This window comes from Bacillus sp. FSL R5-0439 (assembly GCF_038008805.1).
GTDB classification, from domain to species: Bacteria; Bacillota; Bacilli; order Bacillales; family Bacillaceae; genus Bacillus; species Bacillus safensis.
Genome location: NZ_JBBOZW010000001.1, coordinates 1,058,168 through 1,081,024 on the forward strand (window position 1 = coordinate 1,058,168; position 22,857 = coordinate 1,081,024).

23 protein-coding genes are annotated in these 22,857 nt (G+C 41.1%); 12 read left to right on the plus strand and 11 right to left on the minus strand.

Annotation, left to right across the window (positions count from 1 at the left end; all coding sequences use genetic code 11):
* The first annotated feature begins 32 nt into the window (after nucleotides 1–32).
* On the plus strand, nucleotides 33–311 hold the full coding sequence (locus tag NST59_RS05250) for a barstar family protein (RefSeq protein WP_106025362.1): 279 nt from the start codon (nucleotides 33–35) through the stop codon (nucleotides 309–311).
* A gap of 185 nt (nucleotides 312–496) precedes the next feature.
* Nucleotides 497–1,453: an LCP family protein gene (locus tag NST59_RS05255; protein ID WP_106025302.1), complete on the plus strand. Its 957-nt coding sequence runs from the start codon at nucleotides 497–499 to the stop codon at nucleotides 1,451–1,453.
* A 62-nt stretch (nucleotides 1,454–1,515) separates the two neighbouring features.
* Here NST59_RS05255 and NST59_RS05260 read toward each other — a convergent pair whose 3' ends face one another.
* Nucleotides 1,516–1,884, minus strand: a complete 369-nt coding sequence (locus NST59_RS05260; protein ID WP_059374641.1) for a hypothetical protein — start codon at nucleotides 1,882–1,884, stop codon at nucleotides 1,516–1,518.
* A gap of 158 nt (nucleotides 1,885–2,042) precedes the next feature.
* Between NST59_RS05260 and NST59_RS05265 the strand changes: the two genes are divergently transcribed.
* The gene (locus NST59_RS05265; protein ID WP_024425492.1) at nucleotides 2,043–2,660 is read left to right on the plus strand and encodes a TVP38/TMEM64 family protein; all 618 of its coding nucleotides are present in this window, start codon (nucleotides 2,043–2,045) and stop codon (nucleotides 2,658–2,660) included.
* The gene (gene lepB, locus NST59_RS05270; RefSeq protein ID WP_106025301.1) at nucleotides 2,660–3,172 is read left to right on the plus strand and encodes a signal peptidase I; all 513 of its coding nucleotides are present in this window, start codon (nucleotides 2,660–2,662) and stop codon (nucleotides 3,170–3,172) included. The genes NST59_RS05265 and lepB overlap by 1 nt, the downstream gene beginning before the upstream one ends.
* A gap of 38 nt (nucleotides 3,173–3,210) precedes the next feature.
* Here lepB and NST59_RS05275 read toward each other — a convergent pair whose 3' ends face one another.
* Complete coding sequence (locus tag NST59_RS05275; protein WP_058838811.1) at nucleotides 3,211–4,356, minus strand: AbrB family transcriptional regulator; 1,146 nt, start codon at nucleotides 4,354–4,356, stop codon at nucleotides 3,211–3,213.
* Between the two features lie 267 nt (nucleotides 4,357–4,623).
* Between NST59_RS05275 and NST59_RS05280 the strand changes: the two genes are divergently transcribed.
* From NST59_RS05280 to NST59_RS05290, 3 genes are read left to right on the plus strand one after another with little or no spacing between them, the layout of a single operon-like run.
* Complete coding sequence (locus tag NST59_RS05280; RefSeq protein WP_024425495.1) at nucleotides 4,624–5,046, plus strand: BlaI/MecI/CopY family transcriptional regulator; 423 nt, start codon at nucleotides 4,624–4,626, stop codon at nucleotides 5,044–5,046.
* Complete coding sequence (locus NST59_RS05285) at nucleotides 5,039–5,878, plus strand: M56 family metallopeptidase (protein ID WP_106025299.1); 840 nt, start codon at nucleotides 5,039–5,041, stop codon at nucleotides 5,876–5,878. Before NST59_RS05280 ends, NST59_RS05285 begins: the two co-directional genes overlap by 8 nt.
* A 57-nt stretch (nucleotides 5,879–5,935) precedes the next feature.
* Nucleotides 5,936–6,346: a DoxX family protein gene (locus NST59_RS05290; RefSeq protein WP_106025298.1), complete on the plus strand. Its 411-nt coding sequence runs from the start codon at nucleotides 5,936–5,938 to the stop codon at nucleotides 6,344–6,346.
* A 197-nt stretch (nucleotides 6,347–6,543) separates the two neighbouring features.
* Here the strand turns inward: NST59_RS05290 and NST59_RS05295 are convergent, their stop codons facing one another.
* Nucleotides 6,544–6,990 carry a ferritin-like domain-containing protein gene (locus NST59_RS05295; RefSeq protein WP_039177646.1) on the minus strand — a complete coding sequence of 149 codons (447 nt, stop codon included), beginning with the start codon at nucleotides 6,988–6,990 and terminating at the stop codon, nucleotides 6,544–6,546.
* Nucleotides 6,991–7,142: 152 nt separating this feature from the next.
* Here NST59_RS05295 and addB point away from each other — a divergent pair, with 152 nt between their 5' ends.
* Genes addB through NST59_RS05320 form a run of 5 tightly spaced genes read left to right on the plus strand, consistent with a single transcriptional unit; the run spans nucleotide 7,143 to nucleotide 19,247 of the window.
* On the plus strand, nucleotides 7,143–10,652 hold the full coding sequence (gene addB / locus NST59_RS05300; RefSeq protein ID WP_341040379.1) for a helicase-exonuclease AddAB subunit AddB: 3,510 nt from the start codon (nucleotides 7,143–7,145) through the stop codon (nucleotides 10,650–10,652).
* Nucleotides 10,630–14,334, plus strand: coding sequence for a helicase-exonuclease AddAB subunit AddA (gene addA, locus NST59_RS05305; RefSeq protein WP_247544378.1), 3,705 nt, complete (start codon nucleotides 10,630–10,632; stop codon nucleotides 14,332–14,334). Before addB ends, addA begins: the two co-directional genes overlap by 23 nt.
* 26 nt (nucleotides 14,335–14,360) lie before the next feature.
* Nucleotides 14,361–15,536 carry an exonuclease subunit SbcD gene (gene sbcD / locus NST59_RS05310; RefSeq protein ID WP_058838814.1) on the plus strand — a complete coding sequence of 392 codons (1,176 nt, stop codon included), beginning with the start codon at nucleotides 14,361–14,363 and terminating at the stop codon, nucleotides 15,534–15,536.
* Nucleotides 15,533–18,928 carry an exonuclease subunit SbcC gene (gene sbcC, locus NST59_RS05315; protein ID WP_341040383.1) on the plus strand — a complete coding sequence of 1,132 codons (3,396 nt, stop codon included), beginning with the start codon at nucleotides 15,533–15,535 and terminating at the stop codon, nucleotides 18,926–18,928. Before sbcD ends, sbcC begins: the two co-directional genes overlap by 4 nt.
* A 19-nt stretch (nucleotides 18,929–18,947) precedes the next feature.
* On the plus strand, nucleotides 18,948–19,247 hold the full coding sequence (locus NST59_RS05320) for a hypothetical protein (RefSeq protein WP_039177660.1): 300 nt from the start codon (nucleotides 18,948–18,950) through the stop codon (nucleotides 19,245–19,247).
* Nucleotides 19,248–19,294: 47 nt separating this feature from the next.
* On the opposite strand, the gene NST59_RS05325 is transcribed toward NST59_RS05320, so the two are convergent.
* The 8 genes from NST59_RS05325 to NST59_RS05360 all read right to left on the minus strand — a co-directional run bounded on the left by NST59_RS05325 (nucleotide 19,295) and on the right by NST59_RS05360 (nucleotide 22,760).
* A complete protein-coding gene (locus NST59_RS05325) occupies nucleotides 19,295–19,513 on the minus strand; it encodes a spore germination protein (RefSeq protein WP_003211468.1) in 219 nt (72 codons plus the stop codon).
* 22 nt (nucleotides 19,514–19,535) lie between these two features.
* Nucleotides 19,536–19,967, minus strand: a complete 432-nt coding sequence (locus tag NST59_RS05330) for a spore germination protein GerPE (protein ID WP_024425504.1) — start codon at nucleotides 19,965–19,967, stop codon at nucleotides 19,536–19,538.
* Entirely contained in the window at nucleotides 19,967–20,143 is a 177-nt protein-coding gene (locus NST59_RS05335) for a germination protein GerPD (protein WP_003210893.1), read from the minus strand. Before NST59_RS05335 ends, NST59_RS05330 begins: the two co-directional genes overlap by 1 nt.
* Nucleotides 20,140–20,754 (minus strand): spore germination protein GerPC, encoded by a 615-nt coding sequence (locus NST59_RS05340; protein ID WP_039177664.1) that lies wholly within the window; start codon nucleotides 20,752–20,754, stop codon nucleotides 20,140–20,142. The genes NST59_RS05335 and NST59_RS05340 overlap by 4 nt, the downstream gene beginning before the upstream one ends.
* Nucleotides 20,755–20,784: 30 nt before the next feature.
* Complete coding sequence (locus NST59_RS05345; protein WP_003210877.1) at nucleotides 20,785–21,018, minus strand: spore germination protein GerPB; 234 nt, start codon at nucleotides 21,016–21,018, stop codon at nucleotides 20,785–20,787.
* 14 nt (nucleotides 21,019–21,032) lie between these two features.
* Nucleotides 21,033–21,254, minus strand: coding sequence for a spore germination protein (locus NST59_RS05350; protein WP_024425506.1), 222 nt, complete (start codon nucleotides 21,252–21,254; stop codon nucleotides 21,033–21,035).
* A gap of 127 nt (nucleotides 21,255–21,381) precedes the next feature.
* Nucleotides 21,382–21,543: an aspartyl-phosphate phosphatase Spo0E family protein gene (locus tag NST59_RS05355; protein WP_039177669.1), complete on the minus strand. Its 162-nt coding sequence runs from the start codon at nucleotides 21,541–21,543 to the stop codon at nucleotides 21,382–21,384.
* 122 nt (nucleotides 21,544–21,665) lie between these two features.
* The gene (locus NST59_RS05360; RefSeq protein ID WP_341040388.1) at nucleotides 21,666–22,760 is read right to left on the minus strand and encodes a CotH kinase family protein; all 1,095 of its coding nucleotides are present in this window, start codon (nucleotides 22,758–22,760) and stop codon (nucleotides 21,666–21,668) included.
* Between the last annotated feature and the right edge of the window lie 97 nt (nucleotides 22,761–22,857).

Here is a 22,857-nt window from a genome sequence, read left to right on the forward strand (position 1 = left end):
TTAAAATATAGAGAGGAGAGGGGAAGATGAACATGAAAAAAGTGCAGCTGGACGGCGCAGTTTGCAGGTCACAAGAAGAGCTTCATGATCAGCTAAAAACCATTTTACACCTTCCTGATTATTACGGGAAAAACCTTGATGCTCTTTGGGACTGTTTAACAGGAGAGGTGAATCTTCCAGTAGAACTGACATGGGTGAATTTTCAAACGAGCAAAGACGCTCTTGGCGATTATGCTGAGAGCTTGCGTCAGTTATTTCAAGAAGCAGAAGAAGAACTGAAGGGACAATTTCAATTTGATATTCAATCATGATGGAAAAAGCAGCCGCAGCCGCAGGCTGTTTTTTGATTTAAATTTGTAAATAGGTGAGCTGTGAGCTGTCTGAAGTTTAAGATTGTGGATTCATAAAAATATGTTGTATGAAGGAAACTTTCATCAAAATATGTTATAGTGGGACCTACATTGATAGACTAAGATAGAGTGAGGGTTCGGAAAGGATGAAAGAAAAAACAAGATCAAAAAGAAGACTAAGGCCTTGGGTAAAAGCCGTGCTGTTTATCATGGCATTTGTCATGGTGATGGCAGTGTCCGTGACTGGATACGCATATTATAAAATTTCAAAAGCGTCGAATAAGGCCCAAGTATCATTAGAAAGAGGAGACACCTCGCAAAAGCGTGTGAAAGCTTTTGATCCGGGAAAAGACAGCTTTTCGGTGCTGCTTCTTGGAATTGACAGCCGTCCAGGTGAAACGGTAGACGAAGCAAGAAGTGATGCGGTCTTACTGGCGGCGGTGAACCGAACAGACAAAACCATTAAGCTTCTCAGTATTCCTCGTGATTCCTATGTGGATATACCGGGAAGAGGATATGATAAAATTGCTCACGCCCATGCGTTTGGGAGTGCAGATTTGTCAGTCAAAACGGTCGAAAACTTGTTGAACATTCCTGTAGACTATGTGATTTCAGGGAACTTTAAAGCATTTCAAGACATTGTGGATGAGCTAAATGGAATTGATGTAACGATTGAAGATGAGAGCATCGTAAAGCAGATGGAAAAGGATTCAAAAGGAAAAGTTCAAGTGCAGACAGGCACTCATAGACTGAATGGCGAAGAAGCTTTAGCCTTTGTGAGAACGAGAAAAGCAGACAGTGATCTCATGCGCGGAAAGCGCCAAATGGAAGCACTTCAAGCCATCTTTGAAAAATCTAAATCGATTTCTTCGATCCCGTCATACGACAACATCATTGATACGCTTGGTGATAATGTCTCAACCAATCTTTCCATGAAACAGTTCATCGGTCTTTTTCCATTACTGAGCTCATTGAAATCAGTAGATACCATTCAGCTAAAGGGTCATGATTATCAGCCTGGGAATGTGTATTATTTTGAGTTAGATGGACCAGAATTAAACGAAGTCAGAACAGAGCTGAGAAAACAGCTTGAATTATCATAAATAAGTAGGAGCCTGCCGCCGCGGCAGGCTTTTTTTGCATGGGTACCGCGCCGCATTTCAGCCTATAGTTCATTTGTTTGTTGGAGAAAATATCGAGTCAGCAGTTCCTCTACCCGGTGACGTATACGCGGATTAAAGTATTTATGCTTTTCTTCATAGCCATTTATGATAAATAGGTACGTTGTAAATCCCTCATCGTGTTCAATTTGCTGTACTTTCATACTTTCTTTACGTAAATGCTGCTTCAGTTCATAAAGTGCTTTCTGTGCTTCCTTTAACACAGAGGTCACAAGCTGAATGTATGGTTCATTTAATTTAAATGTTTGATGTTGTTTTAAGTGTGTCAGATCACGATTGAGGATGGAGATGACCATAGGAAGAAAGATGGCCTGTTCCATCATTTGAAGCTGTACTCTTGATAGTCTCGTCATGTCTAAGCCTGCTTTCTTTATAAATAGAACAAACGTTCCTATTTATTATATCGAATGAGTCAAACAATCTCAAGGGGGGGCGAGTGGGATTTATTTGTATATTTTTATGTTTTCCATGTAAAATGAAATGTAGACAAACCTTGAAGGAGTCAAACAAGTTGACATCATTTCTTTCTCTATTTACTCATGAAAATATCACATCATTTTTTGAAAGCTACAAGGCCTTTGGACCAATTGTCGCTATATTGCTTCCTCTAATTGAAGCATTTCTTCCTTTTTTACCACTCGTGGCGTTTGCGGTGGCAAATGCAAATGCATTCGGCCTTTGGGAAGGCTTTTTATTAACCTGGATCGGTGCAAGTGCAGGTTCTATTCTTGTCTTTTTACTGATCAGAAAATTTGGACAGATGAGAATGCTGAACTTTATTAGCAGACACCCTTCCATTAAGAAATTAATGCTTTGGGTAGAGAAACGGGGATTTGGTCCGTTATTTATTTTACTCTGCTTTCCTTTTACACCTTCTGCTGCCGTCAATGTGGTAGCAGGCTTATCAAGAATTAGCATGTGGCAATTTTCATTAGCTGCTTTAGCTGGTAAGTGTGTCATGCTCTTTATCATTAGTTTTATTGGTTATGACCTTTCTGCCTTAGTAAAGAATCCGTTAAGAAGTGTTTTTGCGGTTCTAGTTATCGTTTTATTATGGTATGTTGGAAAGAGAGTAGAAAATAGGTTGAACATTCGAATGAGCAAGCGTGAGGACAAAGGAGGCTCTTAATGAAAAAGAAGCCATTGTTATGGTTGATGATTATTACATGCATCGTCTTATTGTTCCAGGTAAAGAATTTCATGTTTGTGAAGTATAAAGTAGAAGGGGTTAGTATGGACCCCACATTTACAGATGGAACAGAATTATTAATCAACAAGTTCTCGCCAAAACTCACGAAAATTAGCCGGTTTGATTATGTGTTATTTCACGGACCAAAAAATCAAATTTTGATCAAACGGGTCATTGGGCTCCCGGGAGAATCGATCAAGTATGTCGATGATCAGTTATTTGTGGATGGGGCAAAATGGAAAGAACCCTATTTAAAAGAGCAGAAAAAACATAAAATGGGGAATGTCCTGACAGGGGATTTTCAGCTGAAAGCCATCACAGGACATGATAAAATCAAAAAAAACCATTACTTCGTGATCGGAGATAACCGAATACATAGCTTTGACAGCCGGCATTTTGGAACGATTTCAAAAGATCAAGTAGTTGGTGTCAAAAGAAATCAGGATAAATAAAAAAGAGGCGCTCTGCACATGCAAAGCGTCTCTCTTTTTTATTTAGCGGCTTTATATTCAGGATGTCTTTTTGCCCAGACATGATGTAAGAATCGAAAAAACGGTGGCAGCATAGCTATGACAAGAATGATTCTAACGACTTGTACAGCTACTACAAAGGTTGAGTCCTCATGGAGTGTAACTGCTGTTGTTGCCATTTCTGCAATACCGCCAGGCGAAAAGGCAAGAATGGCTGTAATGACAGAAATCCCTGTGACCTCAGCAATGGCAATTGAACTGAGAACCGTTGCAGCAATTAGTCCAGCTGAGCTGACGACTGCTACAATTAACGTGTTTTTTAGTCCGACAAACATCTGTTTATTCATTTTTGAACCGATGGTTGCACCTAGAAATACCTGTGATGCGATATTCGCTTGTGCTGGCCAATAAGGAATCAAATCATGACCTATGAGCGCACCTGCACCTACTTGAAGAGCAGCAACTCCTAACATGCTGCCAATCAGCCAAGGGGCAGGGAAATGAAGACGAACCGCTAGGCGTGACATAAGCCAGGCACCTAAAATAAGTGCAGCAGTCCACGAGATGTTTGACAGGGTGAAAACACCGGATGAAAAGGCGCTCCCTTGAATGCCTGCAGCTGCATCCGCTGGATTTTTTGTATTTAAATAGAACACCGTAAAAGGGATGGTGAGTACCACCATTAATACACGTGTTGTTTGTACGAGACTGACAACGGCTGTATTTGCTCCAACCTCTTGGGCAATCCCTGGCATAGCAGATAAACCGCCTGGTGCTGTGCCGACAAAGCTGGTCAGCATATCTGTTTTACTCAGCTTCCATAAGGCAAAGCCAGAGAGCATCGCCAGTAGAATAGAAAAAACGAGCATGAAACTCACAGGGAGCCAATGTTCAGCGAAAATATGAAGAACTTTCATGTTCATTTTTTGTCCGAGTTCGATTCCGAGAATAAATTGACCAAGGAGTAGCCATCTGCTGTGAATACGCAAGGTGTTGTTTCCTTTACGCTGAAACAGGGTGGGACGTCGCATGGCAATAAATGCAGCTGTGATTAATGTACCGATCATCCAGCCAATAGACATTCCTGTTAAAGACAAAAGAAAACCACCTAAACCGCTTATTGCGATCAAAATGAGATCGGTTCGAAGGCTGTTTCCTTGTTTCATCACATGTAAACCTTCTTCCTGTAATTTTGTTCAGTAAGTGAAATGTTGTTATCTTCACTATAATACAAAAGTCTCTATAAATAAAATACGAATTTTTTTACCATTTTCATAAGATTAACTTATCAAGAACCTGACAGCTTCTTAATAAAAGTGAAGATATAATTTTTACCAAAAACAAAAACAAATATACAACGATTTTCCCCTATTTTTGTTATCAGTTGACTATCATTTTCAATTACACTACAATCCTTAGTGTGAGGTGATAACATGAAAATTCCTTCTTTTAAATATAATGAAAAGGGATTGAATCGTTTTTTCGGTCCTTTAGAGGGAAGAATTATGGAGATCCTTTATCAAGGTGAGGATATGCCGATTAAAGAAGTGCAGCAGAAGCTGTCAGATGAAAAGCCGATTAATTTCAACACGGTGATGACTGTGCTGAACCGCTTAACCGAAAAGGGAATTGTGGAGAAGAAAACAAAAGGGCGTTCATCTATTTATAACCCCATTTTAACAAAAGAAGAATTTCTAAATGAGCAGACAAAATGGATTACGCAAGGTCTGATGGACGATTTTGGTCCACTGGCAGTGAATCATATGGTGGATGCAATTGAAAGTGCTGACCCTGAATTACTCAAAGTGCTTGAAGCAAGGCTGGCATCCAAAAAAGAGGAGCAGCAAAATGAATAAAATGAAATCGAGCCTGCTATTTTTAGGCGGTATATTGATTGGTTTAACGATTTTTTATCAGATGGGGTATTACGTGCTTTCAAGCTTTTTTGGTTGGAATCAAGCATATAATCTCATTCATGTATGCCAATCTGTTCTCGAATTCTATGGATTCACTCCTTTGAAATATTTTCTAGATGCTTTAGTCCTCTACACACTGGGATTTGCGATTTTCTATATGACGAAGCAAATCAAAACGTACATTCAATTCAAGCAAAATCTCATGCTTGCAGTTGATCACCACTCGACCGAATCTTTATCTGAGAAATATGCAAACGACATCATTGTGTTTCATTGTCATGAACCGCTTGCTTTCGCCATGGGGATGCTTCACCCAAAGGTCTACTTATCAACGTCTCTCATGGACATGCTGGATGAAGAGGAGATTGACGCTGTTGTTCATCATGAATTGCACCACAAATACAGCTATGATCCTTTAAAGGCCTTCACACTCTCAATGCTCACAAAAGTTATTTGGTACATTCCAGTGTTAAAGCATATGAGACAAAGCTATTCCGTTTTTCGTGAAGTGATCGCAGATGACTATGCGATCCGGCAGACAGGCACTGAGCTTGGAGTAGGGCAAGCCCTTTTGAAACTCATTAAAAAGAGAACTCAGTTTCAAAAACAAACGAAGTTTGCGGTATCCTTTGGAGATCGGGCATTGAATTTAAGAATACAAAAGATCTTAAATCCAACATACAATATTCCTTTCAATGTACCCATCATTCCCATTGTCACATCAACCATTCTCATGGTGGTCTTAATGATTATGCTTAATCTAAATTACTAATTTTTTTTACTAATTAACATTACATTATGTAGTGTAAAAACAGGAGGAAATCACTATATGAAAACGAATCAAGAAATAGGAACACTTTTTGTACGTGTTATTCTAGGTATTATCTTCTTTCTACACGGACTTCAGGCATATCAAGGGGGTCTGGGAGGAACAGCGGCATTCTTTGGACAAATCGGTATACCTGAATTTATGGCCTATATTGTGAAGACAATTGAGCTAGTCGGTGGTATCGCCTTGATTTTAGGTCTAGGAACACGTATTTTCGCAGCATTATTTGTACCAATTATGGCTGTGGCGATTATGACGGTTGGTTTTTCTAAAGGATTTGTTGGCGGTTATGAATTTGAACTATCACTGCTTGTCATGGCGCTTTATTTAACACTTAGCGGCAGTAAGATGCTGTCCATTGATGGGCTGCTAAAACATCAGCAGCAAAGCAATGAAGCAAAATTTCATTAAACGATCATGAAAAAAACTCCTTCTGCTATGTGTGGCAGAGGAGTTTTTTTATTTATCAAATTGTTGTTTTCACGTTTGAAAAAGGGAAAGAGATGAGAGGTTTGCTGAAAATAGTCCTTTATTTTATAGATTGAATGAACAAAAAGACGATTTCATTTTTTGACGGAACATACGATCTCCTATTAAAATAGGACTATCTAAGACACATGGTGCGTTAAAAGATATAAAAACCATACAGCATGCTGCTGTTCATCTTGAGCAATACGTTTCATCAGCTCTTTTGTTCCTTGATCCCGGACATAATCTGATACCGTTAAGTAAAAATCGACCGTTCTTTGTTCATCTTTAAATGCGAAAAGAAGCCCTTCTCTAAATTGATCTGGACAAGGTTCTGTTACGCTTGGTTTGTGGTTTTTACCTGTTAAAGAATAATATAGCTTTGTAAATAGTTGATAGTGTCTGACTTCATCCTGGCGTATTTCTTGAATGATTTTTTTTGCCTCAGGAGTTTTTGCTCTTTGGGCAAGTTTTTCGTAGCATTGGATCGCAGAATATTCACCATTGATCGCTTTTTCAAGGTCAGAAATGATCCTTGTGTTTTGGCGCATGTCATATGGCGAGTAGTCATAATAACCGTAATACATGATATTGCCAGCCTCCTTTAAGTTCATGATGGTTTATGATATGAGAAGAGTTAGGAAAGGTGCCTATATCTTTTTAGGAAGGAGAAGGGGAAAATAGCTATTTAATTCTATTTTCGCTAGAATATGAGTACATAAGAAAGGTGTTGTGGAGCGTGGAGATTCAGTTTTTAGCAGGCAGATCGGGGAGTGGAAAAACGACTGCAATCTTAGAGGAAATCAAAGAACAGCTTCGGCTAGATCCGCTGGGTCCGCCAATCATTTTTTTAGTCCCGGATCAAATGACATTCTTAATGGAGTACGAGCTTGCAAAAACGTCTGAAGCTGGCGGGATGATCAGGGCCAAAGTATTTAGTTTCACGCGTCTTGCTTGGTCTATTTTACAGCAGACTGGCGGAGCGAACCGGCAATTTGTGACAAGCACAGGAATTCAAATGCTTTTAAGAAAAGTAATTGAAGAAGAGAAAGAAAAGTTTAAGGTATTCAAAAAAGCGAGTGATAAGCCAGGGTTTGTCGAGCAAATCGAAAAGACGATGGCTGAGTTCAAAAGATACTGCATGCTGCCGGAGGATATTGAAAAAATTGCATTATCGAGCATACATTCAGAATATACAGAAGAAAGACGGGCAGGCGAAAAATTGCATGATCTGCATGTTCTTTATCAGCAGATGGAGCAGCATTTACAAGATGAATATGTGCACTCAGAAGACTATTTGACGCTTCTCACGCAGCAAATTCCTCTATCTGAAGAAATAAAAGGAGCACATATTTATATAGATGGCTTTTATCAATTTACACCGCAGCAGCTTCTCGTCATTGAACAGCTTCTGCTTCATGCTGAGAAAATAACGGCTGCGTTCACAGTGGATCGTTCCTATCATGATAAGCAGCCAAATGAACTTGATTTATTTCGTATGACTGGTAAAACGTATTTCCAGCTCTATCAGCTTGCTAAAGAGTGCGGAGCGGCCATTTCTGAGCACATTTTGGAGAGAAATAACCGACATCTTCATACGCCAGATCTTGCTTATTTAGAACGCCAATATGAGCAGAGACCGGTGCAGCCATATCAGGAAGTAACCCCTCATCTCACAGTGTCTAAAAGTGCGAGTAAACGAGCTGAAATTGAGGGAGTAGCGAGAGAAATTCTTCATTTAGTGAGAGAAGAAGGACTTAGACTGCGAGATATTACAGTTGTCGCGCGGCATGTAGATGACTATAAAGATACGTTAAAAGAGGTTTTTCGAGATTACGATATTCCTTTTTTTATTGATGGAAATGAATCAATGCAGTATCATCCGCTCATTGAATTGATTCGTTCGAGCTTGGATGTCATAAAAGGAAACTGGCGGTATGAGGCCGTGTTTCGCTGCGTGAAAACAGAGTTCTTATTTCCGCTCGAACTTGCCAAAAACAAAGCGAGAGAACAGGCAGATCAGCTTGAAAACTACTGTATTGCTTATGGTGTAAAAGGAGAACGCTGGACAAACGGCTCCCGTTTCCACTACAGACGATTCCAATCTTTAGATGAGGATTTTGGACAAACAGATCAAGAAATTGAAATGGAACAGATGCTGAATGATGTAAAGGAATGGATTGCACCTCCGCTTTTCAAATTGCAAAAAAGGCTGAAAAAAGCGCAAAAGGTAAAAGACATGGTGGAGGCAGTCTATGTCTTTTTAGAGGAAATACAAGTGCCAGATAAACTTGAAAAAGCTAGGCTGGAAGCAGAAGAAGCAGGTAGATTAGCTGAAGCCATGCAGCATGGACAAGTATGGGATGCTGTTATTCAATTAATGGATGAATTTGTTGAAATGCTCGGTGAGGAGGAGCTCTCATTTCCTTTATTCCAGCAAATGATGGATACAGGATTGGCCTCTTTAAAATTCGCTTTAATTCCGCCTTCACTCGACCAAGTATTTATCGGAAGTATGGATTTATCAAGAATGTATCAAGTGAAGTGTATGTTTATCATTGGGGTAAATGATGGCGTTATTCCCGCACGCCCTTCTGACGAAAGTGTCTTGTCTGAGGATGACAGGGAATGGTTAAAGCGAGCAGGAGCAGAGCTGGCAGAGACAGGAAAGGAACGGCTGCTAGATGAGCAATTTTTAATTTACCAGGCGCTGTCGAGTCCATCTCATCATTTGTATCTGTCTTATTCAGTGTCAGATGAAGAGGGGCGCTCTTTATTGCCTTCAACTCTTATCAAGTATTGTCAGGAGCTTATGCCAAATCATCAGCATGCTTTGTATGTGTTAGACCCGGAACAGCTGGATGACGAGGAGCAATTAAAATTTGTAGCGAATGAGCATGTCTCGTTATCGTATACTGTCTCGCAGCTGCAGCAATGGCTCAACCAATATCCCATCAGTGGTGTATGGTGGAGTGTTTATAATTATTTGATAACGTCAACTCATCGGGATGTATCAAAAAACATCTTGTCGAGTTTGTTTTTTACAAATCGAGCAAAGCGCTTAAAACCAAACGTCACAAAAGAACTTTACGGTGATCACATTCAAGGCAGTGTTTCAAGAATGGAGAAATTCAATGCGTGTGCATTTTCTCACTTTGCTTCCCACGGGTTAAAACTAAAGGACCGGCAATTTTATAAATTGGAAGCACCCGATATCGGCCAGCTGTTTCACTCGGCTTTAAAGCATATTTCAGATACGCTTGTTGAACAAAAAAAGGATTGGAAAAACTTAACGAAGGATGACTGTGTCAACTATTCAAGACATGCAATCGAACAGCTTGCTCCGCGTCTTCAAAAGGAAATCCTCTTAAGCTCTAATCGGCATGCTTATATTAAAGAAAAACTCCAAAAAATCTTGATTCGGGTCTCTTCTATCTTAAGTGAGCATGCAAGAGTGAGTGGATTTTCTCCCGTTGGACTTGAGTTAGGGTTTGGCGGCCAAGGACCTCTTCCGCCGTTTACTTTTCAATTGAAAAATGGCTGCACGATGGAGCTTGTCGGAAGAATTGACCGCGTAGATAAAGCAGAAGGTTCAAAAGGGCTGTTGTTGAGAATCGTCGACTACAAATCGAGTGAGAAAGGTCTTGATCTAGCAGAGGTATACTATGGGCTGGCCTTGCAAATGCTCACTTACTTAGATTTAACCATTACGTATTCGAAGGAATGGCTCGGTGTAGAAGCAACGCCAGCTGGCATTTTATATTTCCATATCCATGATCCGCTTATTCAAGCACCGATTCCGCTTGCAGAGGATGAAATTGAGCAGGAAATATTCAAGAAATTTAAAATGAAAGGTCTATTGCTTGAAGATGTAGAAGCGGTAAAGCTAATGGATCAAACGCTTGAATCAGGAAGATCACAAGTCATTCAAGCCGGTTTGAAAAAGGACGGATCTTTCCGTTCTGACTCTGCTGTTTTAAGTGAAGATCATTTCCATATACTCACACAGCACGTTCGGCGCACATTTGAAGAAGCAGGCGAAAGAATTACAAATGGTGAAGTAGCCATTAATCCATATAAATTGAAGGATCAAACACCATGCCGCTTTTGTTCATTTAAGTCTATTTGCCAATTTGATGAATCGATAGAGGATAATGAATTTAGAGTGCTATCATCTGAAAAGGATGATGTTGTGATAGACCGGATCAAAAAAGAAGGGGATCAGTATGCAAATACCAAAACCGAATAACAGTACTTGGACGGATGACCAATGGGAAGCCATCGTTTCAGAAGGACAAGATATCCTTGTTGCGGCGGCAGCAGGGTCAGGTAAAACAGCTGTTTTGGTTGAACGGCTGATTCGAAAAATGACCCGTCCAGAAGATCCAGTTGATGTGGATCGTCTGCTCGTTGTGACTTTCACAAATGCATCTGCGGCAGAGATGAAGCATCGGATCACAGAAGCACTTGAAAAGGAATTAGCGAAAAACCCCGGGTCCCTTCATATGAGAAGACAGCTGTCGCTCATGAATCGTGCCAATATTTCTACCTTGCACTCCTTTTGTTTGCAGGTTCTGCGCACCTTTTATTATGAAATTGACCTTGATCCAGGCTTCCGGTTGGCTGATCAAACAGAAGGAGAATTATTAGGAGATGAAGTGTTAGATGAACTGTTTGAGGATGAATATAAGGCTGGAAAGCCATCGTTCTTTGAACTGGTTGATCGCTATACTTCTGACCGCCATGATTTAGACTTGCAATGGCTTGTGAAGAGAATTTATGAGTTTTCCAGATCTCACCCTTCACCTGAGCAATGGATGAGGGCATTTCTTTCTCTTTATGATGTAGATGCTCAAACAAAAGTAGAACAATTACCGTTTTACCCATATATCAAAGAGGATCTTTCTCTCGTTTTTCGAAGCTGTCTCGAACTACTCGAACGAGCTCTCGCCCTATCAAAAGAACCGGGCGGCCCGGCACCGAGAGCAGAAAATTTTATAGATGATTTAGAGCAAGTCAATGAATTAATCAGGCACCAAAATGATTTTGAAAAGCTTTACGAGCTTTTGCCAAACATCAATTTTAAAAGGCTCAAAACATGTAAAGGGGACGAATATGACCCTGTGCTGTTAGAAAAAGCCACAGATGCACGCAATCAAGCAAAAAAACAATTAGAAAAACTTAAAGATGAATACTTTATGCGCAGTCCAGCCCAGCATTTGAAAAGCTTAGCTGAAATGAAGCCGGTGGTCGAAACACTTGTGGAGCTTGTCATCCAATTTGGACAGCGTTTCGAAAAAGCGAAGCAAGAAAAATCAATCGTGGACTTTTCGGATTTAGAGCATTATTGCTTACGCATTTTAGCAGAGCAGGATGCGGAAGGAAATTTGATCGAAACAGAAGCGGCCAAGTACTATCAACAGCAGTTTGAAGAAGTGCTCGTTGATGAATACCAAGATACAAACCTTGTACAAGAAACGATTTTAAAGCTTGTATCTAAAGGGGAACATGCCGCAGACGGCAACCTGTTTATGGTTGGTGATGTAAAGCAGTCCATTTATCGCTTTAGACTGGCTGAGCCCATGCTCTTTTTAAACAAATATAAACAATTTACACCAGACGGCAAAGAAACAGGGAAGAGAATCGATTTAAATAAAAACTTCCGCAGCCGTTCAGATGTGTTAGACAGTACGAACTTTTTGTTCAAACAGCTGATGGGGGAAACAGTTGGAGAAATTGAATATGATGAACAAGCTGAATTAAAGCTTGGAGCGAGTTATCCAGAAAGCGAAGATACAACGACAGAAATGCTTCTTGTCCATTTAGATCAACAGGAAGCAGAAACTGACGAAGAGCGAGAAGAACTAGAGACCGTACAGCTTGAAGCGAGAGTCATTGCTAAAAAAATAAGAGAATTGGTGGAGCAGCCATTTCAAGTGTACGATGCAAAACAGCAAATGACCCGTAACTTGCAGTATCGGGATATTGTGATTTTGCTTCGTTCTATGCCATGGGCCCCGCAAATGATGGAGGAATTGAAGAAACAGGGAATCCCTGTGTATGCGAATCTTTCTTCCGGTTATTTTGAAGCAACAGAGGTGTCTGTCATTCTTTCTCTGTTAAAAGTCATCGATAATCCATATCAGGATATCCCGCTTGCAGCTGTATTAAGATCACCACTTGTCCATTTAGACGAAAATGAAATGGCACTGATTCGCACGAGTGATAAAAAAGGCACTTATTATGATGCTGTGAAGGCATTTATGAGGGTGACTCATTCAGATCACCCTACATGCAAAAAACTAGAACGGTTTTTCAGGTTGCTGCGTAAATGGCGTGATTTCTCGATGAATCATTCAGTAGCGGAATTGATTTGGGAAGTATACCGCGATACGCATTATCTAGATTACGTTGGCGGGATGCCTGGAGGCAAGCAGAGACAGGCGAATCTCCGCGCTCTTTATGATCGATCAAAGCAGTATGAAAAAGCTGCCTTTAGAGGGCTGTTCCGTTTTCTTCGTTTTATCGAAAGAATGCAGGAGCGTGGAGATGATCTTGGTGCGGCAAAAACGTTCAGTGAAACAGAAGATGTTGTTCGCATGATGACAATTCACAGCAGTAAAGGGTTAGAATTTCCAATCGTCTTTACCGCAGGACTCGGCAGAAACTTTAATATGATGGACTTAAACCAGTCCTATTTACTTGATAAAGAGCTAGGTTTTGGAAGCAAGTATATCCATCCCGAGCTGAGAATTAGTTATGCAACATTACCGCTTGTAGCGATGAAAAAAAAGATGAGGAAAGAGCTGTTATCTGAAGAGCTGAGAGTTCTATATGTGGCGCTCACAAGGGCTAAGGAAAAATTATTTCTGGTCGGCTCTGTGAAAAATCAGGTGAAAGCATTAAGCAAATGGCAAAATGCTGCAACCGGAGAAGATTGGCTGCTCCCTGATTTTGAACGTTATCAATCGAAAACATACTTAGATTTTATTGGTCCTGCTCTCATCCGTCACCAAGCAATGTCATCTATTTTAGAAGAAACAGGTGATGTTGTTCTTTCGCATCCATCAGCATTCACAATCTCATTTACTCAAGCTTCCGATCTTCTAAAAGAAGATATGTCACTTGAAAAGGAGCAGCAAGACGAGGTGGTACAAGCTTTGATGGAGGGGCTGCCTGTTGAAGAATATGGTGATGCTGATGAGAAAGTAGCAGAGAGACTTTCATGGAGATACCCATATCTAGCGGCCTCACAAGTCGGCACAAAGCAGTCTGTTTCCGAGATAAAGAGAATGAAAGAAATACAGGATGAGTACAGTGTTCCTTCTTCTCTTCGAAAAGCTCGTGCCACGTTGTATGACCGGCCGGCTTTCATGAAGAAAAAAGCACTCACTGCCGCAGAGCAAGGCACCGCAATGCACACAGTCATGCAGCATATTGCGCTTCCTTCTGACGAGCCCTACGATGATTCACGTATACAGCAGCTGCTCGATTCCTTACAGCAGCGAGACTTGCTAACAAATGAGCAAGTCCAGTCAATTGATCAAGAAGGAATTGCAGCTTTCTTCTCTACTTCTATTGGTCAAAAGCTGCGAAAAGCGGACTGGGTAAAACGAGAAGTGTCATTTAGTATGGTATTACCTGTTAAAGAGGTATACAGCCATATTGATGCAGAGGGGGAGCCTGTCCTTATTCAAGGGATGATTGACTGTTTATTTGAAACGGACGGAAAGCTATATTTACTAGATTATAAAACCGATAGAGTGCAAGGCAGATTTACAGACGGCCTTGAAGCAGCTGTGCCTATATTGAAAAAACGCTATGAAACTCAAATCGCGTTATATGCAAAAGCAGTAGAACGTTTAACAAACAGAACATTAGAGGAGAAAATTCTTTATTTCTTTGATGGGAATATAGAAATTTCATTATAAATGTTTCGGAATGAGAGGTGAATCACATGAGGATTCTGCATACGGCGGATTGGCATTTAGGAAAAACCCTTGAAGGCCGAAGCCGGCTTGATGAGCAAGCACAGTTTTTAGATGAGCTGTATCAAATCGTAAAAGACGAACACATTGATGTCATTGTCATGGCTGGAGACGCCTTTGATACAGTGAATCCGCCTGCTAGAGCAGAGCAGCTTTTTTACGAAAGTCTATCCGCCTTATCTGATAAAGGAAAACGTCAGGTCGTGGTCATCTCAGGCAACCATGATAATCCGGATCGACTATCCGCCGCGTCTCCTTTAACAAATGATCAGGGGATTCATTTAATTGGATATCCGACAAATGATATCATCCGCGTCGATGTTCCTTCTTCGAGTGAACGTTTATCCATTGCAGCACTCGCCTATCCGTCTGAAGCGAGACTAAACGAGGTACTGGCTGAAACATTTGAAGAGAAAGTGCTTCGTGATCATTACAATTTAAAAATACAGCAAGCATTCCAACATTTAAGCACTCAATTTCAAGCCGATACGGTCAATATCGCAACGAGCCATATTTATGTGGCAGGAGGAAGTCAAACAGATTCAGAAAGACCGATTGAAGTAGGCGGTGCATATACCGTTGCGGCTGAAAGTCTGCCAGAAGCAGCCTGCTATGTGGCCCTTGGTCATTTGCACAGGCCGCAAACCATCAAGCGTGCCAAAACGATCGCCCGCTATTCCGGGTCACCTCTTGCTTACAGCTTTTCTGAATCAGGATATGCCAAATCAGTCACGATTGTTGAAGCAAAACCTAATGAAAAAGCAAGCTGGAAAGAAGTGTTGTTATCAAGCGGAAAACCACTTGTGAAATGGAAGGCTACTGAGGGACTGAGTCAAGTACACGAGTGGCTGGATGAAAAACGGGATCTTCAGGCATGGATTGATTTAGAGATTCATTTAACAGATCAGCTCTCTATAGAAGAGATCCATCAGCTCCGAAAGCAGCATAGCGGGTTTGTCCATATTAGACCAAAATTTAAAGAACTGCAGCAATTGGAAGAACAAAAGCAAATCGAAAAGCTCTCGATCGAAGAGCGGTTCGTGAAATTTTATGAGCGACAGACAGGCGGCGGACTTCCTGATGAAAAAACAATTAAGCTGTTTTTAGAGCTCGCCAATGAAATGCAAGAGGAGGAAGCGACTTGAAGCCGATTACGCTAACCATTAAAGGACTTCATAGCTTCAGAGAAGAACAAACAATTGACTTTAGCTCATTATGTGATGCAGGTGTGTTTGGCATTTTTGGACCGACAGGAAGCGGAAAATCGTCCATATTAGACGCGATGACCCTGGCACTCTATGGCAAAGTGGAACGTGCGTTAAATAATACACATGGTATTTTGAACCAAGCGGAAGAGAAACTGTCAGTTTCCTTTACGTTCGCTTTGCAGAAGGAACACCATATTTCTTATAAAGTCGAACGTGCTTTTAAGCGGGCGGATGAAATGAAAGTCAGAACGACACTATGCCGTCTGATTGAAATTGGTGATTCGCAGACAGTCCTTGCAGATAAAGCGAGTGAGGTCAATCGTAAAATAGAGGAATTACTCGGGTTAACCATCGATGATTTTACGCGTGCGGTTGTCTTGCCCCAAGGGAAGTTTGCAGAATTCCTTTCCTTAAAAGGAGCCGATAGACGACAAATGCTTCAGCGTTTGTTTAACCTGGAAAAGTATGGGGATCAGCTCGTCAAACGTTTGCGCGCAAAGGCGCAGAATCAGTATGGACAAAAAAATGAACTGCTTGCTGAGCTGAATGGTTTAGGTGAAGCTGGTCCAGAGGCGCTCGCAAAGGCAAAGGAAGCGGCAGAGCAGGCAAAGGCTATTTTTCATGAGAAAAAACAAGCGCGGGATGAGGCGTTCACTGCTTTTACAAAGGCGCAAACAATTTGGCAGTATCAAAAAGAACAAGAAGCTTATGAGACGGAACTAAACCATCTGAATCAACTGGCACCATCAATGGAAGAAAAAAAGGCCAAGCTTCATATTGCTGAGCAGGCAGATGCATTAAAGCCCTATGCGGATGCATTAACAAAGGCTGAAAATCAGCTTTCTCAAGCATTAAAAGAGAAGCAGGAAGCAGAAAATCAGCTTCTGCATCAACGATCGATCTATGATCAAATGACGCAGAACTATGAGCAAGCCAGACAAAAGAAAATAGAAACTGAGCCGGAACTTCTCCAAAAGAAAGAGCAGCTGATTCAGCTAAAGGAAATTGAACGAAAAAAAGAGGCGGCTCTTCAGGAAAAAACGGCAATCGAACAGAGAAAAAATAATACAGCGCAGCAATTATTACAAAAAAAAGAAGAAGCAGACAATCTCCAATCATTGTTAGAACGTGCACTGGCAAAACAAACACAGCTGAAGCGTGAGCTGGAGTCATTACAAGTCTCTGTAAAAGAACGGAAAAGTGTACAGGATGCTTTGCGTTTAAGCGAAAATGTTCAAAGAATACATCAAAGCATACACAAGGAAGAACAAAAGATGGAGGAGCTCAAAAAGCGATCATCACAGACCGCAGCAGCATTTGAAAAGCTTCAAAAACAGCAAAAAGACCATCATGAAAAAATAGACCAATCGTTTCAAGCGATTGAACAGCTCTATTTCTATGTATGTGAATTCGAACGGGCTTTTACAGAATGGAGTAAAAGAGAACAAAGTCAGAAGCTCGAAAAATTAAAACAGCGTGATGCTGTTAGGGCGGCGGAATTAAGAAAAGAATTAGCGGCAGAGCTTGTAGATGGTGAGCCATGTCCTGTTTGTGGATCGGTTCATCATGACCCAAAGGCATTGGAAAACAATGACCATGAAGAAACAGTGGCACAAATCGATGAAGTGATTCAACGGATGGACACAGAGCTTAAGCAGGCAGAGGAATACACAAGAGACATGTATGCCGCCAAGCAGCTATTGGAAACGCACGCTAATCAATTAGTAAAACAATTTGCCTTTTTATCTCAGAAAGCTCCAGGTGCGGAAGTTGCGGCAGCAGTAGAAGCAGTGCAAAATCCGGAGTCCTTGCAGTATCTCATGCAAGAATGGAAAGGCTTGAAACAAGATATTCAAGAAGTTGATCGTAAACGAGCTCGTTTAATGGATGAAACACATGATCAAGCAGCAGAGATAAACAAGATAAAAGATCAGATGACATTTGAACAGCAGCGTATCGAAGAATTAGAAGGGCTGATCAAGGAGCTTCAATCTGAGCTTTCAGAGCAAACATCTCAATTTGAACAGGCCTTCCCGCACTTTACATTGCATCAAGTACAAGAAATGCAAAAGCAGATAGATGAAAAGGACCAGCAAGCGGAAGGCTATAAAGAGCGGATTGAGAAAAGTATTTCATTTTTGGAAGAAAAACAGCAGGCAAAAGAACAGCTGCAAACAGCCATATACGATGTGGAGAAGGAACTTGATAAACTAGCGCATCAGCTGGAAAGTCAGCAAAAGCTCATTCATCAATATGAAACAGATTTAGGGCGGTATCCATTAAAAGCTGTCACTATTTCTGAAGAACTGATTGAGGTTGAACACACGCTTGTTCGTCTCAATGAAATGGAACAGCAATCGTTCAAGCAATTACAGCACGCGCAGGAGCTCTTTAGTCAAGCACAAAGCCATTTTTCAAGCAGTGAGCGTCAGCTTCAAGAGGCTGAACGAAGAAAACAAGAAGCAAGAGCAGCATGGGATAAAGAATCGGAGTCTTCTCCTTTTGATAAGCCTCAAGAGATTGAATCTGCTTTGCTGAATCAGGCAGTACGTCAATCAGTTAAACAAGAAATTGATGAATTTGAGGATAAAAGAAAGCAATGTGCCGCAAACTTAAAGCGAATTTCTGAACTGCTGAAAGATGAGTCACTAGATGAAGAGCAGTGGACTGATATTCAACTGAGGAAAGAAGCGGCAGAAAAGGCATTAGAAGAAGCAACAGTGATGAGCGGCTCTGCTTATGAACATCTGCGTGTGATGGAAGAAAATCACCAGCGATTTGCAAGTATTCATGAACGCTTAGCGGAGCTGCAGCAAGAAATTGATCGGCTTGATAAGCTGCAAACTGTGTTTAAAGGAAATACATTTGTTGAGTTCTTAGCAGAAGAACAGCTGGAAAGTGTCAGTCGTGATGCATCTGCCCGTCTTGGTATTTTGACAAGACAAAGGTATGCGATTGAGGTGGATTCAGAAGGCGGCTTTGTCATGCGCGATGATGCGAATGGCGGTGTCAGACGTCCAGTGTCCAGCTTGTCCGGCGGGGAAACCTTCCTGACGTCGCTTGCGCTTGCACTAGCTCTTTCAGCGCAGATTCAGCTGAGAGGTGAGTTTCCGCTGCAATTCTTTTTCCTTGATGAAGGCTTTGGTACCCTTGATCAAGACTTGCTTGATACGGTCATTACCGCATTAGAGAAATTACAATCCCAAAACTTAGCTGTTGGTGTCATCAGCCATGTGGAAGAATTGAAAATGCGGCTGCCGAAGAAACTGATTGTCCATCCAGCAGATCCAAGCGGGAAAGGGACAACAGTCTCAATGGAATTAATGTAAATATTGAGGTGATGACACGGTGGCAAAGCAAACAATTGGATTATGTGAGCTGTGCGGAAGACAAGATGTCCTGCTCACAGAACATCACTTAACGCCAAGAGAAGAGGGTGGTGCTTTTTTACCGACTGCCTTCTTGTGCATCCCTTGTCATAAACAAGTACATGCCCTTTTTACAAACCAGGAGCTTGCCGCACGTTTGAACACAATTGATGCACTGAGGCAGGATGAAAAGCTTGCTTCGTACATCAAATGGATTCGGAAACAGCCGGCAAGCAAGCTGGTTAAAACAAAAAAATCGAGACAGCGCAGAAAGAAATAAGCATAAAAAAGCGCTCCTCTATTTGAAATGGGTGTAGAGGAGCTGCTTCATGCATTGCCTACCATATTCTGATCGTTTAAGTCAGGATCCACATAGTTGGTGGCGCTAATGCCATTATTTAATATCAAGAAATCTCCGGTATTCCCCGCTCCAGAGCCTAAAGCAGATTTTGACGAACTTTTAGGCGACAGGTAGAATGAGTCACCGACGTTTACGACGCCTCCAGAAATAGAGTTAATGTAAATGGGTCCGACAATTGCTGGCATAATCGACATCCTTTATTCGAAGTCATATCACCATCATATGCGCAGGTAGGTCCATTTGTGAGTTTTGCGGACTTTCATCATTGCTAAATAGCTCCCTAATATGCTTCACTCGCGCAACGCCATTCATTCGACAAGTAGAGCCGATTTGATAGACAGAGGACGATGATACCCCTTCTACATGGATGGAAGACACTTTAATCACAGGCTTTTCATGGTAAAAGGCTGTTCTCACTGATCGTTCTGGCAGCATCAATGGAATAGGCTCATAATACACTTCAAATTCTTTCGCATCTAAATTTTCTGCTTCATAGCCATAAAACAAACTAATGGTTCGTTGAACAGCTAACACCTTGACTTTCGGGCATAGCTCCTGAGTATCACCGATTTGAACCACACTCGAAATCCCGACAGAATTCACCTTTGAGAACTTCACTTGAGATGTGCGCTTGATCATTATCGAGGTGCTAGAGGAACAAACGGGCCAATAATCAGAGATTCTGGCGGTGTATCGAAAATTGAGGATAATTGTACATGATCTGTGTCCCCGATGATAAATAAGGAAGAAGACGATACCCCGACTACTTTAATGCTTCCGGTCTCAATGTTGCGGTTGACAACTGTGAAATTCATCCGTTTTCCTCTCCTTTCGTTTCACTTGGAATATGGGCTAAAAAGTGCTCAATCGCCCGCTTTACATCATGCTTCACATATTCAGCAATTTGCTCTGAACGCTGCAACGGTGTCATATCTTCCCGGTGTGGTAACTGTCCCGCATAGTATTTGATCCTGCTGTCAATTTGCTTGCGAATGTCCTCAATGATATGGTGTTTGTTGCTTTCATCGAGGGATCCTTCATATCGCTGTTCTAGTTCTTCAAGAAGTTCTGGAGCTTCTTCATTTAAAAATGCATCGACAAGCTGCCGTGTTTGATTGAAAAATTGATCAGCCATTTCTTGCTGCATCATTCCAATTCCCGGGGTTGTTGTTTGGCCCACTTCAAAGTTTTGAACACTGTTTGGATCAGATGGGTTGAGGCCGATATTCAGCGTCCCTTCTAGCCGTTCGATTTTCAGTTGATCAAATTGATAATCAATCCGTTCTATATTCGTTGTCGGTTTATCTTTGATCATTTGTATTTCCTGCTGAAGCTCGTTAAGCCTTTTTTCAAGCATCATGATTTGTTGCGATTGTTTTTGAATGATGCCATATACTTGTGAAGCGTTGCTCTGATAATCATACATTTACCTACACCTCCGGGGATTGCAGATGACTTAAGTTGTTGGTGACTGAAGCGGTACAAAAGGTGCTGTGCTTGCGCCTTGAGATTCTTCAATTCCTTGTGTACCTGCTGCGGCAGGCGCTGCTTCTACGTAGCTTCCCGTGTTATACAGGTTGGAAAGGGCTTTGATGGATCCAGCACTCCCGATTTGCAGAACAGAGGAGTTACTCACAGACTCCACACGTAAATAATTAATTTGTATCGCTTGATTAATATAGAAGTTCAACGGATCCTCACTCCTTACAAGTTACCAACAAGCGGTTGATCTATGACATCACTGTCGTACGTATTTGTCACACTTTTGTAGTTGCTAATTTGCAATTGATCACCTGTATTAAAACTGCCTGCGCCAGCAAACGTTTTAACCTGACTATTTGGAGAAATGGTGATACAGTCTCCAACATGAACGACTCCGCTCGTTCCGACGGCATTTACTTTAAAGGCTCCCACAATAGCCGGCATAGCGGTGCACATCCTTTATAAAATTAGGGCACTTTGTTTTTGGGCGTTTCACCATAGCTTATGATGGGGCTTTTAATGTGTGATTGTCTTTTTGAAAGCTTTTCATGAGAGGAATTAGATGTATGGCTTACCCTTTTTTTGAGCAATCTTTAGAGGTGGATTTGATGCCTTTATTTAAGAGCATGTCAAGCTCTTGACTGCATCTGATGGTTTCTTCCGCATTCATCCCGAATTTTTTTGCAGTCTCAATTAAATGTAATCTTTTTTGTTCAATTTCATAATTGATCATAACGGACGCCAACTCTCACATTTTTTATCAAATAGAAGGATATGGTTAGTATACCCTATTTTTCTATAAAAAAAGCTGTTTCGTCAATATGAGTAATAAAGTGACAAAATTCGAAAGTGTTCTTACGTACCAAATTTCTCTTTTCTGATCTCAGCCTGTAAATAACGTCGTCTTTTGTTGATATACTGCCGGATTAAGTCTCGTTCAGATGGTAGGATGTCTTTTCGATCTTTCGTATATGGATCATCTCCAATTCGGTCCACAATCGATTCATGCCATTTCTCGATGATTGGACAGAGCCGGTCTTCTACAAAATGTGTATCGAGTACATGCTGGAAAAGTGTGTAATAGGCTTCTTTAAACGAAGGGATATCTAGTAGTCTAGCAGTTAATGTATTAAAGCCGTTTACTGGGATATAATCAAACGCCATTTCTTCTCCATGAATGTCACGACCCCATGTTGCATCATAATCCCAAGGAAGTACTTGAAACCGCCCTTGTTCATTCACATAAAGAGCGTAATTATGAACAAAACCATCAAAGTTTTGTGTGCATACCACACCGATGAGCCAGCGGAAATATTGTGTTACATCTAGGTATTGTTCAATTTTTTCTGCAAAAGTGTCATCTCTTGCTGTGTTGAGAAAGTAAATAAATTCGCTCAACTGCTGATCATGTTGAGACGTCCCCGTTTTTTTCTCGTATCCGAGAAGAAGGTGCTTTTTTGGCTTTTTATCAAAAGAACTCAAAAGGGAGAAGTTCGCGTCGTCATCAACCGCATAATAAATGCCGCCTCCTGAAAGCTGCCGTTTTTGAAGAAAGAACTCATCGACGGATTCTATTTTCAAATAAATGCCTTCTTTTCTTCCGTTTATGGTGAGAAACACATGAGAAGCGGCTGGACTAAGCACCCCCATCTGCTCAAAGAAATAAAAGGATAGTCTGTTTCGGATAAACGAAGGGTCATTGTACTCTGCATTTAAATGAAAGATGGATTCGCCTTGTCTTTGTTTTGGCTTTCGGTATTCAATTTGATAGGATTTTTTCTTAAGTTTTCTAATGTGTGAACCGCGGTATGAAGCATAAATATGTGATTTGGTTTGGCCTGTTTTCAGAATAGCTTCAACAGGTTCATCGTTCCAAATGTCTTTTTTTAGTTCAATCAGGTCCTTTGGATGAATCCACATATCAAGTTGTTTTAAAGATTCCGTGTTCATACGTTCATCAGCCTCCTATATGCTCTTCTTTACAATATGAAAGTGAAGGAATGTCCTGTACCAGCTGGTAGGTATTCATGGAGTTTTAAAGGAAAGA

Coding starts and splice junctions, on each gene's coding strand:
- NST59_RS05250 (WP_106025362.1), top strand. CDS start 33: ATGAAAAAAGTGCAGCTGGACGGCGCAGTTTGCAGGTCACAAGAAGAG.
- NST59_RS05255 (WP_106025302.1), top strand. CDS start 497: ATGAAAGAAAAAACAAGATCAAAAAGAAGACTAAGGCCTTGGGTAAAA.
- NST59_RS05260 (WP_059374641.1), bottom strand. CDS start 1,884: ATGACGAGACTATCAAGAGTACAGCTTCAAATGATGGAACAGGCCATC.
- lepB (WP_106025301.1), top strand. CDS start 2,660: ATGAAAAAGAAGCCATTGTTATGGTTGATGATTATTACATGCATCGTC.
- NST59_RS05275 (WP_058838811.1), bottom strand. CDS start 4,356: ATGAAACAAGGAAACAGCCTTCGAACCGATCTCATTTTGATCGCAATA.
- NST59_RS05280 (WP_024425495.1), top strand. CDS start 4,624: ATGAAAATTCCTTCTTTTAAATATAATGAAAAGGGATTGAATCGTTTT.
- NST59_RS05285 (WP_106025299.1), top strand. CDS start 5,039: ATGAATAAAATGAAATCGAGCCTGCTATTTTTAGGCGGTATATTGATT.
- NST59_RS05290 (WP_106025298.1), top strand. CDS start 5,936: ATGAAAACGAATCAAGAAATAGGAACACTTTTTGTACGTGTTATTCTA.
- NST59_RS05295 (WP_039177646.1), bottom strand. CDS start 6,990: ATGTATTACGGTTATTATGACTACTCGCCATATGACATGCGCCAAAAC.
- addA (WP_247544378.1), top strand. CDS start 10,630: ATGCAAATACCAAAACCGAATAACAGTACTTGGACGGATGACCAATGG.
- sbcD (WP_058838814.1), top strand. CDS start 14,361: ATGAGGATTCTGCATACGGCGGATTGGCATTTAGGAAAAACCCTTGAA.
- NST59_RS05325 (WP_003211468.1), bottom strand. CDS start 19,513: ATGCCAGCAATTGTCGGACCCATTTACATTAACTCTATTTCTGGAGGC.
- NST59_RS05330 (WP_024425504.1), bottom strand. CDS start 19,967: ATGATCAAGCGCACATCTCAAGTGAAGTTCTCAAAGGTGAATTCTGTC.
- NST59_RS05335 (WP_003210893.1), bottom strand. CDS start 20,143: ATGAATTTCACAGTTGTCAACCGCAACATTGAGACCGGAAGCATTAAA.
- NST59_RS05340 (WP_039177664.1), bottom strand. CDS start 20,754: ATGTATGATTATCAGAGCAACGCTTCACAAGTATATGGCATCATTCAA.
- NST59_RS05350 (WP_024425506.1), bottom strand. CDS start 21,254: ATGCCGGCTATTGTGGGAGCCTTTAAAGTAAATGCCGTCGGAACGAGC.
- NST59_RS05355 (WP_039177669.1), bottom strand. CDS start 21,543: ATGATCAATTATGAAATTGAACAAAAAAGATTACATTTAATTGAGACT.
- NST59_RS05360 (WP_341040388.1), bottom strand. CDS start 22,760: ATGAACACGGAATCTTTAAAACAACTTGATATGTGGATTCATCCAAAG.